The sequence below is a fragment of the Pedobacter sp. MR2016-19 genome (assembly GCF_014947265.1).
Classification (GTDB): domain Bacteria; phylum Bacteroidota; class Bacteroidia; order Sphingobacteriales; family Sphingobacteriaceae; genus Pedobacter.
In genome coordinates this window covers 87,619-101,736 of the sequence record NZ_JADCNK010000012.1, presented here as the reverse complement: position 1 = coordinate 101,736, position 14,118 = coordinate 87,619, and the positions used below count along the sequence as shown (strand labels likewise).

The window sequence follows — 14,118 nt, the reverse complement described above, 5'->3', positions numbered from 1 at the left end:
GATTAAGCTAACCAGGATATAAATTAAGATGAGTATGATGAAAAAATATAAATTATTGATTGGCTTAATCGCAACAATAATGATTACGGCCATATTTTCTTGTAATAAAGAATTCGAAAGAACAATTGGAGATAAGAATGCCAGTGACACAACAACTGTTAAATACGGAAACCGTAAGGTACTTTATTTGGTTGTTGACGGAGCAAGGGGGCAATCGGTTTTAGATGCAAATACGCCTAATATCGATGCAATTTTGCCGCACGCTATCTACACATGGGTAGGTTTAAGTGATGCTGAAGCACCCGGAAATGCAACCAATTGGGCAGACATGTTAACCGGCGTTAAAAAAGATAAACATAAAGTTACTACTGATGCATTAACGAATAACAATCTGCAGAATTACCCAATTATCTTCAACAGGATTAAAGAGGCCAGTGCAAAATCGAAAATTGTTACCTATACCTCATCAGCGGTTTTTAAATCATTAAATTCAGGAGCCGATGTGAGTAGCCTGTTGGCAGATGATGATGCGGTTAAAGCCGGATTGATCAGCAATCTAACTAGTGATACTGCAACGGTTATTGTAGGCCATTTTACAGGGATTAATGCGGCCGGTGCAGCATCCGGATATGATGTTTCTTTTCCGGCCTATAAAGCAGCTATCGAAAAATTCGATACTTCTGTAGGTGAAATCCTCGCTGCACTAAAAAAACGTCCTGATTATAACAATGAGCAATGGCTGGTGGTTATTGCATCAAGTGCAGGTGGGCAATATACCTTACCCTCAAATGCCGATGATCAAACTATTTTTAGCCAGCCAAAAGTAAATTCATTTGTAATTTATTATGCACCAACCTACAACAAACGAATTTTAACAAAGCCATTTACAGGTAACAGGTATTTAGGCAAAACAATCCGTTTTAAAGGGGAAGATGTGAGGGCACAGGTTGATGCTGCTGACGCAGATGTTTACAACATAGACGACACTACAAAAGTGACCATAGAACTTAAGGTTAAAAAGAACGAAGACAAATTTTTCTGGCCGAGTGTTTTAGGTAAACGTAATGAGTGGTCTGGCGGTCACCCAAGTGTAGGCTGGGTTATTTATTTAGAAGAAGACTATTGGTATTTTGAGTGGCGGGGTACCAAAGATGGAGATTACCACCAATGTAGGGGGGGGAGTTTTGCCAAGGGGAAATGGACAAATTTAACGGCGAAAATAGAGGTGCGTAATGGCCAAAGGTTTGTTCGTACCTATACCAATGGTAGCTTTAATAATGAGCTCGAAATTACAGGTTCAGGTTCGCTGGCAAATTCGAATCCTTTAAAATTGGGATTTTTAAACGGAAATGGACACGGGGTACCGGATGTATATGTAAGTGACATCCGCTTTTTTAAATTTTCTGTTCCGGATGGAATGATCGGCAACTATGCCTGTCAAACTTCAATCGATCAAAGTCATCCATACTTTAATTTTCTGGTAGGGTATTGGCCCGCAACAGATGGAAATGGTAATATCATGGCAGATATAAGTTCTCAGGCACATGATTTTAAATTTCAGGGAACCTATGCCTGGGAGAGTTTTAACGATTTAATCTGTCCTCCGGCACCAGAAACACTGGCCATATTTGTTCCTCAAACATCAGATATACCTGCACAGATTATAAACTGGTTAAAGATTGCCAATAAACAAACATGGGGGCTTGATGGCCGGGTTTGGTTAGATCAATAACGGATTTGCTGATCATTTAAAATATCGTAAAATGAAAAAAAATATATATATCGCATTGATAAGTTTAGCCATCATTGGTGTTTATTCTTGTCGCAAATCACAAATAGATGATTTAAAATTGCCGGATCCCAATACCAGAAGTGTAACAGGAGAAGGTATTGTTGCAGGAAACGTTTCCATAGATAACGAATACATTAAAGTTCCTTTTAAAATTTCTTTAACGGGCGTTGCAGAAGAGGCTTTTCAGGTAGGTTTAACTTTAAATAACGATACGGTTACGCAGTTAATTAATAACGGAACCATTACAAATGCAATCCTAATGCCGTCTGCAGGGGTAGAATATCCTAATGTGATCAACGTGGCTTATGGCACCGATAACAGCGAAGGTGTCGCTATTGTTCGCCGGTCAGTATTGGAGCGTAATTATGGTAAAAAAGTTGTTTTCGCCCTAAAGCTTTCAGCTCCCGGTAAAGGAAATAAGATTGCAGCCGGCAAATCTACCATCATGGTTATTATTAATACTGCCGATCTGTTAAAACCTACCGATCTACACTATTTAACTTTAAATGGAGGTGGTACCTATAATGTAGTGTACCAGGGCGATTATATTGTAGGTCCTGCCGGGGTAACGATTCCGCTTATTGTAAGTTTAGAAAACCAACCATCAACAGCTTTCAATATTAAAATCAAAGAAAACATAGATACCATTGCCACTTTAGTTGGCAGGGGAACTTTGCCCGCAGATGCAATACACCTGGATGCTAAAGATTATAGCGTTGATACTTTGGTTCGGTTTGCTACAGGGGCTTCGAGTACGATCGTCAGACTTCAGATCCCATGGCCGGTTTTCGACGCCAATATTGTTGCAAATAAAAAATTTGCATTCGCTTTCAGCATTAGTGAGGCCAGCAATCATGTAATTCACCCAACCAAGAGTAAATTAATAGTGATTGTAGATCCTAATGTAAATTTGGATAATAACTCTTACATCACCGGAAACGGTACTGGTTTAACAGCAAAATATTATACCAATACCCAATTAGACCCTGATGATGGGCGTGCGCCATTTGTAACCAGAGTTGATGAAACCATAAACTTTAGTGGTGATGGATGGCCAGACAATGTGAAAAATGCAGTTGGAACTCAATTAAGCAGGGACAACTTTGCCAGTAGATGGAAAGGCGAGTTTTTGGCACCAGTGCGTGGTATTTATACTTTTTATCAAACCCGTTGGGATGATGGCTCAAGACTATATGTTAATGGTGTACCATTAGTAGACGATTATACCACCCAATGGGATAAAGATACACGTAAAGGCACCATATTTTTAGAACGCGGAAAACGGTATACCATTGAAGCACATCACCGTGAAAATGTAGGCGGGCAGCAGGCTTATCTGGAAATTGAAGTGCCGAATATTTTATCAAAAAGGGTAATACCAAAATCTCAATTATTTCCAACGCCTTAAATATTAATAAGATATGAAAAATAACGTAAAAAGATTATTCAGCATTCTATCTCTTTTAATACTTATTGTAATTACAACAGTAAAGTGTAAGAAAGATGCAGAAGAGATTGCTCCTGTGGTAGACGAACCTAAACCAACTGCAGGTTTTGATTATGCCGTAGCCAGTCCGACAAAGTTTTTAGAATACCAGTTTACGGGTACTTCTACAAACTATAAAACTTTGTTATGGCAATTTGGCGATGACAGTACATCTGTAGCGGTTAATCCAAAACACGTGTATCGTTTTCCAGGTAAATATAAAGTTACTTTAACCACCAGAAACAGCCAGGGCTATTCGGCTGCAAAAGAAGTGCTTTTAAATATTGTAGATCCAAATTTCGATCCAACAAAAATTGGGGAGAATTATATGCAGACCGTTGGCGGCATATTCTCGGTAAATTTAGAGGCTGGTGCTGGACCTAATTCTGATGAGGGATCAAAAAAACTGGTTGATGGCGATACCAAAACCAAATTTTTGCAGGCAGGTTTTGATGGTACCCAAAGATGTACTTTCGAGCTTGCAACACCACAGGTAGTTGGTGCTTATACTTTAACTTCAGGAAACGACGCTGAAGACAGAGATCCCAGGTATTGGATTTTACAGGGATCATTAGATGGTATTCAGTATACGGACCTACATACGGTAACCACTTGTCCATGGCCAGCGCAAGGTGAGAGAAATGTTACCAAAAGGTATTATTTCGACAACTTTGTTGCTTATAAATTTTACCGTCTTTATATCAAAGCCAACAGGGGAAGCCGTGTATTTCAGTTATCTGAGTGGACCATCAATAAAAAACAACCCTAAATAATAAGCGCTCCACAAAATTTGAAGAATACATGAGGCTTAACAACCTCATGTATTTTTTTTGAAGAAGTCAAGTTAGAATAACGGACAGGCCATAAAACTTGACTTCTTTGAGATTTATTTTTCTTTTTAAATAAAAGAAGTCAAGTTTCCTGGCATTATGGTCATTAAAACTTGACTTCTTAATGGGTAATGTCACCCTGATCCGATAGCTATCGGATTTATTTCAGGGTCTATTTAGCAGAAAAGTAACAGATCTCCAAAGAAGTCAAGTTTCCTGGCATTATGGTCGTTAAAACTTGACTTCTTTAGACTCTGTTTTAAATGTCGTTCTGACAATTAAAAATTGACTTGTGTTGCAAAAAGTAAATTATATTTTATACATTAGTAAAACGTTTAACTAAGCGTTACATCTAACCAATATATAACATCAGATTTTCGATACACACAAAAATTATGAACAAAACCAACACTTTAAAATTCTTAGGCATACTGGGCTGCATGTTCGTAGGCAGTTTGCTAAAGGCGCAGGAGCGGAAGGCTCCGGCTTATCCCCTAATTACACATAATACCTATTTCAGTATCTGGTCTAACACAGATAAATTAAATGAGTCTTCTACTCAACATTGGACAGGTGCCGATCATTCTCTTTTAGGAATGATTAATGTTGATGGAGGTATTTATCGCTTTTTAGGTAAAGAAACCACTACCTATAAAACGGTTGTACCTACTTCAGATGAAAAAGCTTACGAAGTAAAATATACAGAAACTGAACCTCAGGGCGATTGGAAAGCTGCGAACTACGTGGCCAGCACCTGGCAAACAGGTCACGCACCAATAGGAGATGATGCCAAAAATGTAAAAACATTGTGGAAATCGCACGATATATGGGTGAGGAGAACCTTTAACGTCGCTAACCCGGCATCAATAAACGAACTGTTTTTAAAGATCAACCATGATGATAATATTGAGGTTTACCTGAATGGAAAGAAAATCTACACCAAAGAAGGCTGGACCAATAACTTCCAATACATTGCCTTAAGCAATAGCGATAAAAGTGCGTTAAAAGCCGGACCTAATGTAATCGCCATCCACCTCATTAACACCGACGGTGGCCGTTTCCTGGATTTTGGTCTGGTAGAAAAGCTAAAAGACAATGCCGAAAAGGTGCAGCTGGCTAAACAAAAAAGTGTTGATATCAATGCCACGCAAACCATTTATAACTTTACCTGCGGTAAGATCGATTTAAAATTAACTTTTACCTCGCCATTGTTAATGAACGATTTGGGTTTATTTGCACGCCCGGTTTCTTATGTTTCCTATCAGGTAAAAGCAAATGACGGTAAAACGCACCAGGTGAAAGTATACCTGAGTGCATCATCAAATATTGCGGTTTATCGCCCTGCGCAAGAAGTTACGGCGAGCAAATACAGCACAGCTAAATTATCGGTATTAAAAACAGGTACAGTAGAACAACCAATTCTTCAGAAAGCAAGTGATGATATGCGGATTGATTGGGGTTATTTTTATGTAGCTGCGTCAAAAACAAGCAATGCCATCCAGTTTGTAACGGCCGAGAAAGATGCTGCCGATGCTTTTAGAAATGGCAATTCTGCTTCAACAGCTAAACAAGGCAAAATGCTCGCGTTGAATACTGTTATCCCCTTTGGAATAGTGGGTAAAGCTGCGGTAGAAAAATATGTTGAATTAGGCTATGATGAAATATATTCAGTTCAATACTTTAATAAAAATTTAAGACCATGGTGGAATACCTCAGGTAAGGAAACCATTGAAAATCAGTTAACCGCAGCGGCTAACGAATACAAAACCGTAATCCAGAAATGTGAAACATTTAATAAAACCTTGTATGCCGATGCTTTAAAATCAGGTGGTAAAGAATATGCTGATTTATGCGTTTTAGGTTACCGCCAGAGTATTGCAGCACATACTTTGGTAAAGAGCCCGCAAGGTGAAATTTTATGGTTATCGAAAGAAAATAACAGTGGTGGTTTCATTAACACCGTTGATGTAACTTACCCTTCGGCACCATTATACCTGATTTATAATCCCGAGTTATTACAAGGCATGTTGAACGGTATTTTCTATTTCAGCGAAAGCGGAAAATATCCTCATCCCTGGGCAGCTCACGATCTGGGTACCTATCCACTAGCCAACGGACAAACTTATGGCGAGCCTATGCCGGTTGAAGAATCGGGTAACATGATTATTTTAACTGCTGCCATTGCCAAAGCGCAAGGAAATGCCAATTACGCCAAAGCACATTGGAAAACCTTAACCACCTGGGTTGATTATTTAACCAAAGAGGGTTTAGATCCAAAAACACAATTATGTACCGATGATTTTGCTGGTCACCTGGCCCGTAATGCCAACTTATCGGTAAAAGCGATTGTAGGCATAGCGTGTTACGCCCAAATGGCCCAAACATTAGGTTATGATGATGTTGCTAAAAAATACAGGGATATTGCAGAAAGTATGGTGCCAAAATGGATAGAAATGGCCGATGCAGGCGATCACTACGCTTTAACTTTTGATAACAAAAATACCTGGAGCCAGAAGTATAATCTGGTTTGGGATAAGGTTTTAAATTTAAATTTGTTCCCTCAAAAAATATATGATACCGAAACCAAATATTACCTGACCAAGCAAAACAGATACGGTATTCCGTTGGATAGCAGAAAGGCCTACACTAAAAACGACTGGATCTTGTGGACCGCTACTTTTGCACCAACACAAAAAGAATTCGAAGCTTTGGTGTATCCTGTTTACAAGCATGCTATCGAAACTGAATCGAGAGTGCCTTTGAATGATTTTTATGATTCAAATACCGGTATCCGCGATAACTTTAAAGCACGTAGTGTTGTGGGTGGTTTTTACATGAAAATGCTTGCCGATAAATTAAATAGTAAATAAGATCTCACCCCTTTAAATTAACAATCAAAGGTTCTGCATTAATTTGTAGAGCCTTTTTTGTTTCCCTCTTTTAGAGCGGTGTCCGCATGACGGGATGTTTTAATCATGCATTATAAACCACTAATCTTTATTGCATGCGATAGATCGTCCTTTTCGATCGTAGTGGAAAAATCTACAAGACTGGTTTAAATAAACGTAAAAGATTTCTCCATTTCGCTGCGCTTCAGTCGAAAGGACGACATTTCTAGTTCTGCGATACATGAGCTTATATGTTTCTTAAATGCCTTATATGGTCAAAAAACTACGGTAGTTCTCACTTTAGGATGAATCCTATTCCTTGGTCTGTGTCCTCACAGACCGAAATTGATCGTATTATGTATAGGAAATGATTGGCTTGTGGTTCTTGGAGGTTTTCGGCCCCGCCATTCGCTACTTCCGATGAAGGATCGGAACCGCTGCTGTCGGGTTTAGGCACAAAGGCTGGTGCAAAATGCAACCCCGAAAATGAAATGCTGTTTTGGCTCACTAGCCCCGGTTGCAGCGTCACCCTGCAGCAACGAGGTACGAGGAAGCGAAGCGTATAAGCGTAAAACGGGAAGGAACTGACTGTTTAGTACAGGTATTGCGCTCCAAGTGCAAATTGGTGTTTTATCCTTTTCTGCTTTGTACTGGCCTTGCGCTTATGTTTTCATCAAAACTCAAATTCCAGCTGATTACTTTCTGGCTTTTCGATCTCCACATCATCATAAAACCGCGATAAGGTAATACCTAAAAGCCTCACCTGTGTTGTACCGATAGCGGCCTCTTCCAAAAGTTTAATCGCCTCTGCATAAATTATCTCAGCTTTGTTTATGGGTATAGCAAAAGAACGGCTGCGCGTAATCAGTTTAAAATCTGCAAATTTGATTTTTAAGGTTACGGTTTTGCCCTTTAATTGATGTTTTTCCAAACGTTTAGCTACCGTTTCACTGATCTGTTTCAGCAGATCGTGCATCACCGAATCTTCATTGGTATCTTCCGAAAAGGTATCTTCTGCGCCTACCGATTTGGTTTCGCGATTCGACTGAACGGGGCGTTCATCAATTCCGCGTACAATTTTATAATAAAACATTCCCGATTTCCCGAATTGGGCAACAAGCTGAGCTTCAGTTAATTTTTTTAAATCTGCACCCGTATTAATCTGCATGGCCTTCATTTTGGCGCCGGTAACTTTACCCACGCCAAAAAACTTCTCGACCGGAAGTTTTTCCATAAAAGATTCAATCTTCGATGGGCCAATAAAAGTTAAGCCATCTGGTTTATTCATGTCTGAAGCTACTTTGGCCACAAATTTATTGATCGATACGCCTGCCGAAGCGGTTAAGTTTAACTCATTTTTAATGGCATCTTTAATCGATTGTGCAATATCAATAGCCGACCCAATTCCGAGTTTATCTTCCGTTACATCGAGGTAAGCTTCATCCAATGAAAGGGGTTCTATACTATCGGTATATCGGCTAAAAATTTCCCTAAGCGCTTTCGAAACCGCGGTGTAGGCATCAAAACGGGGGTATACGAAAATTGCTGTCGGGCAAAGTTGATAAGCTTTACTCGAAGACATTGCCGAGCGGATTCCATATTGCCGTGCTTCGTAACTGGCTGTAGAAACCACACCACGGCTATCGGGCTTGCCACCAACCACTAAAGGCTTTCCACGGTATTCAGGAAAATCGCGTTGCTCTACAGATGCATAAAAAGCATCCATATCAATATGAATTATTTTTCTTAAAACCGGTAGATCTAAATCAGACATGCAATGACCTAAATTTCGTGATTTTTATCAGGATTATCGATTTAGATTTTTTTCTTTACAAAATATGGAGAGAGTACCGACTTTGTTTTAAGTAATTGCCCGAACGGTTTTATTTTAAGGAGATTGAATAATGAGATTTTGAGCGAAGCTAAATTTATGAAGGCAGATCTCTCCGTTCTGCTGCGCGCCAGTCGAGATGACGATCGTTTCGGAAAGCTACACACCTTAAACCTTATCCCTTACACCTTTTATCTAATCCAACAATACTTCTACTTTATTCAGCAGCGAATCCATCTCGAATGGTTTCTCCATAAAATCATTCGCACCAGCATCGAGTGCAGATTGCCTGATATCTCTACTGGCGGAGATCATTAAAATTGGAATTTCGCTAAATTCCGGGTCGTTTTTAAGTTGTCTGCATATATCCCTGCCATCATATCCACTCATCCAAATATCGAGCATAATCAGGTCCGGCTTATTTTTTACTGCATCTATTACTGCCCCACCATCATATGTAAATTCAACATTATAGCCCATTACTTCCAAAATCATCGTCACAGCGTCAACAATTCCTTCGTCATCATCGGCGATGAATATTTTCTTATTTCCCATTTTGTAATTTTATTTCATCTAGTTATGCTTTGCAATAGGTTAAATGAGAAGGTGATTGATAGCGTATACTAATTAATGCAGTAAAGATGCTTTTTGTTTTAAAAAAAATGAATATTTATTTAAAGAATTTTATGGTGAATATTGACTAATGTCAATTGATAAAGTATAGCTGTTTTATTCCCGCACTAGTGAATTAACTGATAATTTATTTTACATGGCAGATATTCGTGCATTAATATTTTATATTTACAGCGTTTATTCGACTTAATTGGGTTTAAAAGCCAAAAATGGATAGTATTAATATAAAAAAGTTAGCAGAAGCATTAAAATTATCTACTTCTACAATTTCGAGGGCTTTTAGGGATAATAGTGACATTAATCATGTTACAAAAGAGCGTATACTGGCCAAGGCGAAAGAGTTAAACTACCAACCCAACCATTACGCCAGTAATTTAAGGGAGCAAAAAAGTAAAACCATTGCCGTAATTGTACCCGAATTAGCGAATAATTATTTTTCGCAGGCCATTCACGGTATTGAGCGCTTAGCCAGAGAAAATGGTTACCATATTCTGATTTACGTAACCGATGACGATTATCAAAAGGAAGTAACTTTCATTAACCACTTACATAATGGCAGAGCCGATGGCATTATCATGTCTGTTTCCGGAGAAGCCAACGATCATAATTACCTCAATAAATTTGGCAGTAAAAGGCTGCCGCTTGTATTTTTCGATCGTATTTACGAAGACATTGATACTCCAAGGGTAATTACAAATGATTATAACAGCAGTTTTCTGGCAACAGAACACTTAATAGAGCAGGGTTGTAAAAGAATTGCTTACCTGGTGGTGAATAAAAGTTTATCTATAGGTAAAACCCGTATGCAAGGCTATCTTGATGCACTGGCCAAACACCAGATTCCTTTCGAAGAAAATTTAATTGTAGATTGCAGTAATAGTTACGAAGAAAATAGTGTGATCATTAAAGATGCTTTAATGCAATTAAAACCCGATGGTGTTTTTACATCGGTAGAGCGTTTAGCTTTTGCCACCTATTATGCTTGTTACGATCTTGATATTAACATTCCCAAAGATTTAAAGGTGATCAGTTTCTCCAGTTTAGAAATCGCTCCTTTGTTAAATCCTTCACTTACTACAATCACCCAACCGGCCACCGAAATAGGGGAAGAAGCGGCTAAATTGTTGTTTACTATTTTAGATGATCATGCCGATAAAAACCTGCCGAATGAAGTGGTTTTAGAGTCTAAAATTATCAAGCGGAATTCGACTGTAAATGGGCAAAAAACGAGCCTGTAAATGGGCTGATTTTTAGTTCGAAAAATTCAAAAAAATTCTTCACTTAGTGTAAAATACGCAGAATTTATACCAATTTTCGGGAACGTTCCCGAAAACAGGAAGAATTTTAGTCTAATTTTTTCGGGAACGTTCCCGAAAAAAGCACTAAAAATAACTTAGTGTAATTATTACACTTTAAATTAGAATTTTTAAATTATAAAAATTTGATATTCAATTAATTAAAAATTTAACAATTGTTTATAGTAGACTTTTTCCTGTATTAAAAAACTATTTTTTATGCTGATTTTATTGTTGATATTTTAGCCAGAAATATATTTTTTAAATAAATTTTGAAATATCATTAACAGCTGTAAATTAGGCCAATGTGTAAATCACTATAATATTTAACCAAATTTTTATTCTTAAACGAGCTTCAAATATGAGAGTATTTTACCTGTTAAAACAGGGGCTTTTGGTGCTGTTAGTTTTTTCAGCATTAATGGTAAAAGCACAAACCGGATCAGTATCTGGTAAAGTGCTTGACGAAACCGGCCTACCATTACCTGGTGCTTCTGTTGTTGTAAAAGGAACAACAAGAAGTACATCAACCGATGCTGATGGTAATTTTAAACTGGCAGGATTATCGAATGGCTCGATAACGCTATCTGCAAGTTTTATCGGCTATCAAACCCTTGATAAAGTCCTAAGCATTTCAACAAATGCTACTGTTAATTTTCAATTGGTGCCTGATGCACAAAAACTAAATGAGGTGGTGGTAATCGGTTATGGTACTGCCGAAAAAAAGAATCTAACCGGATCAATCACTACGGTAGGCGCTAAAGATTTTCAAAAAGGAACGATCACAACGCCTGAACAACTTATCCAAGGTAAAGTGGCAGGGGTTAACATTATTAGCAGTAGTGGTCAGCCAGGGGTTGGGAGTCAGATCCGCATCCGTGGCGGAGCCTCATTAAATGCTAGTAACGATCCATTAATTGTTATTGATGGAGTTCCTTTTAGTGGAAAATCAATCGATAACGCACCTAGTCCTTTATCATTGATCAACCCGAACGACATCGAGACCTTTACCGTGTTGAAAGATGCAAATGCTACAGCAATTTATGGTTCGAGGGCATCTAATGGCGTAATCTTGATTACCACTAAAAAAGGGGGTACAGGTGCGCCGGTAATTAATTTCAGTACCAATAATTCTGTTGCAACCATTGCAAAAAAGGTAGATGTGCTCTCGGCCGATCAAATCCGTACTTTTGTAAATGCCAATCCAACCTCTGCCTATGATGTAGGCAAAACATTTGTTTCACTTTTAGGAAAAGCAAACACTGATTGGCAGGATGAAATCTTTCAAAATGCTTTTGCAAGTGATAATAACCTCAGTATTGCAGGTAAATTTCATGGTGTTCCCTATCGTGTATCAGCAGGTTATTTAGATCAGCAAGGTTTGTTAATTACCGATAGGTTTAACCGGGCAACAGGAGCCATTACAGTTTCCCCAAGATTATTCACCGATCATTTAAAAATTGATCTAAGTCTGAAAGGGACATTAACCGGATCCCACTTTGCCAATGATAACAATAATGCCATTGCCAATGCCATCCAGTTTGATCCTACACAATCGGTTACCGCAACTAATCAGTTTGGAAATTATTTCGAATGGTTAAGAGCAGATGGATCCTTAAATCCTAACGCACCAAGAAACCCGGTAGCGCAGATCATGTTAAGAAATAATAATGGAAATGCCGCCCGAAGCTTTGGAAATGTAAGATTCGACTATTCTTTCCATTTTTTACCAGAATTACATGCTAACTTAAATTTAGGTTACGATGTTTCTAAAGGCACAGGACGTATTTTTGTTCCGGCATTTGCCGCCACAAGCTTTTCAACTAACGGATCTTCTACTCAATCGCTGAATACATCCAACAATAAGGTATCTGAGTTTTATTTAAATTATGCCAAAGATGTGGGCCGCATCAGAAGTCGTTTTGATGCAACCGCGGGTTATGGTTATTATGATAATGCGAAAACAAACTTCAGCTTTAACGAATATAGTGCAACAGGGGTATTAAGAACTACGCCTAAGTTTCCATTCTCTGTTGACCGCAACAAATTGTTATCCTACTACGGAAGGTTAGTTTACACCTTAGCCGATAAATACATCCTTTCAGGAACCATGCGTGCAGATGCGTCATCAAGGTTCGCCGAGGAAAACCGTTGGGGTTATTTCCCTTCAGTTGGTTTTACCTGGAGAATTGCAGGCGAAAACTTCTTAAAGGAAAGTAAAGCCGTTTCAGATTTAAAACTGAGGTTAAGTTATGGTGAAACGGGTAATAAAGATGGAGATACCGTGGGCGATTACAGTTATCTAGCTAAATATTATTCGAACAGTAATACGGGACAATATCAGATAGGCGATACTTTTTATGATTATTACGCACCTTCTGCATATGATCCTGATTTAAAATGGGAAACCACCACTACCTATAACGCTGGTTTAGATTATGGCTTTTTCAAAGGAAGAATCTACGGTGCATTAGACGTTTACTATAAAAAGACAAAAGATTTATTGGCTACGGTGAACATTCCTGTAGGAACAAACTTTAACAATAATTTGATTACCAATGTAGGTAATATGGATGTAAGGGGCGCTGAGTTTAGCTTAAATTTTGCAGCTATCAAAACGGATAACGTTTCATGGGATTTTGGTTTTAATGTAGCTTATAACAAAAGAAAAGTAACCAATTTAACCTTAAATCCTGATCCGGGAAGTAAGCAAGGTGCAGGCGACATTACTGGTGGAACAGGGGTTACCATTAAATACAATGCTGTAAATCAACTTCCTGGTGCCTTCTACGTTTACAAACAGGTTTATAACAGTGCCGGAAAGCCATTGGAAGGTGTATATGAAGATTCAAATGGTGATGGCGTAGTAAACTCAAATGATCAGTATTTTTATAAGTCGCCAGATCCTAAAATTACTTTGGGATTCAACACTGCCTTCAGCTATAAAAAATGGACCATCAGTACGGTACTGAGAGCTAACTTAGGCAATTATGTTTATGATAACGTATCATCAAACTTTGGTATTAAAAACAATATTCTTAGCGCAGCTGGCTTAATTAACAATGCTAGTGTAGATTTCTTAAACACCAACTTCACTACAAGTCAGTATTTAAGTGATTACTATGTTAAAAATGCTTCATTCTTAAAAATGGATAACCTTGGCCTGGCTTATGATGCCGGCAAGTTATTTAAAAATAGCAACACCAATTTAAGAATTACGGCCAATTGCCAGAATGTGTTTGTAATCTCTAAATATAAAGGGCTGGATCCTGAATTAACAGATGGTATCGACTTTAAGTTATATCCCAGGCCAAGGACATACACACTAGGTTTAAATGTTGGTTTTTAATAAAGATAAAGAGA

At 38.3% G+C, this 14,118-nt stretch carries 8 protein-coding genes; 6 read left to right on the top strand and 2 right to left on the bottom strand.

The annotated features are described in order from the left end of the window. Positions 1–37 precede the first annotated feature (37 nt). From IM793_RS16200 to IM793_RS16185, 4 genes are all read left to right on the top strand, one after another. Entirely contained in the window at positions 38–1,732 is a 1,695-nt protein-coding gene (locus IM793_RS16200) for a DUF4983 domain-containing protein (RefSeq protein ID WP_193423082.1), read from the top strand. A gap of 31 nt (positions 1,733–1,763) precedes the next feature. Continuing rightward, positions 1,764–3,200 carry a PA14 domain-containing protein gene (locus IM793_RS16195; RefSeq protein ID WP_193423080.1) on the top strand — a complete coding sequence of 479 codons (1,437 nt, stop codon included), beginning with the start codon at positions 1,764–1,766 and terminating at the stop codon, positions 3,198–3,200. A gap of 13 nt (positions 3,201–3,213) precedes the next feature. Next, positions 3,214–4,047 carry a PKD domain-containing protein gene (locus tag IM793_RS16190; protein ID WP_193423078.1) on the top strand — a complete coding sequence of 278 codons (834 nt, stop codon included), beginning with the start codon at positions 3,214–3,216 and terminating at the stop codon, positions 4,045–4,047. A 456-nt stretch (positions 4,048–4,503) separates the two neighbouring features. Continuing rightward, positions 4,504–6,978, top strand: coding sequence for a glutaminase family protein (locus IM793_RS16185; protein ID WP_193423076.1), 2,475 nt, complete (start codon positions 4,504–4,506; stop codon positions 6,976–6,978). Between the two features lie 691 nt (positions 6,979–7,669). Here IM793_RS16185 and dinB read toward each other — a convergent pair. Beyond that, the gene (gene dinB / locus IM793_RS16180) at positions 7,670–8,770 is read right to left on the bottom strand and encodes a DNA polymerase IV (RefSeq protein ID WP_193423074.1); all 1,101 of its coding nucleotides are present in this window, start codon (positions 8,768–8,770) and stop codon (positions 7,670–7,672) included. Positions 8,771–9,022: 252 nt separating this feature from the next. Beyond that, a complete protein-coding gene (locus IM793_RS16175) occupies positions 9,023–9,382 on the bottom strand; it encodes a PleD family two-component system response regulator (protein ID WP_193423072.1) in 360 nt (119 codons plus the stop codon). 287 nt (positions 9,383–9,669) lie between these two features. On the opposite strand from IM793_RS16175, the gene IM793_RS16170 reads away from it, so the two are divergent. After that, positions 9,670–10,698: a LacI family DNA-binding transcriptional regulator gene (locus IM793_RS16170; RefSeq protein ID WP_193423070.1), complete on the top strand. Its 1,029-nt coding sequence runs from the start codon at positions 9,670–9,672 to the stop codon at positions 10,696–10,698. Between the two features lie 418 nt (positions 10,699–11,116). Further along, on the top strand, positions 11,117–14,104 hold the full coding sequence (locus IM793_RS16165; RefSeq protein WP_193423068.1) for a SusC/RagA family TonB-linked outer membrane protein: 2,988 nt from the start codon (positions 11,117–11,119) through the stop codon (positions 14,102–14,104). The last annotated feature ends 14 nt before the right edge of the window (positions 14,105–14,118 follow it).

What these genes read in the sequence shown, in the direction of transcription:
- IM793_RS16200 (WP_193423082.1), top strand. Translation starts at nt 38, where the DNA reads ATGAAAAAATATAAATTATTGATTGGCTTAATCGCAACAATAATGATT.
- IM793_RS16195 (WP_193423080.1), top strand. Translation starts at nt 1,764, where the DNA reads ATGAAAAAAAATATATATATCGCATTGATAAGTTTAGCCATCATTGGT.
- IM793_RS16190 (WP_193423078.1), top strand. Translation starts at nt 3,214, where the DNA reads ATGAAAAATAACGTAAAAAGATTATTCAGCATTCTATCTCTTTTAATA.
- IM793_RS16185 (WP_193423076.1), top strand. Translation starts at nt 4,504, where the DNA reads ATGAACAAAACCAACACTTTAAAATTCTTAGGCATACTGGGCTGCATG.
- dinB (WP_193423074.1), bottom strand. Translation starts at nt 8,770, where the DNA reads ATGTCTGATTTAGATCTACCGGTTTTAAGAAAAATAATTCATATTGAT.
- IM793_RS16175 (WP_193423072.1), bottom strand. Translation starts at nt 9,382, where the DNA reads ATGGGAAATAAGAAAATATTCATCGCCGATGATGACGAAGGAATTGTT.
- IM793_RS16170 (WP_193423070.1), top strand. Translation starts at nt 9,670, where the DNA reads ATGGATAGTATTAATATAAAAAAGTTAGCAGAAGCATTAAAATTATCT.
- IM793_RS16165 (WP_193423068.1), top strand. Translation starts at nt 11,117, where the DNA reads ATGAGAGTATTTTACCTGTTAAAACAGGGGCTTTTGGTGCTGTTAGTT.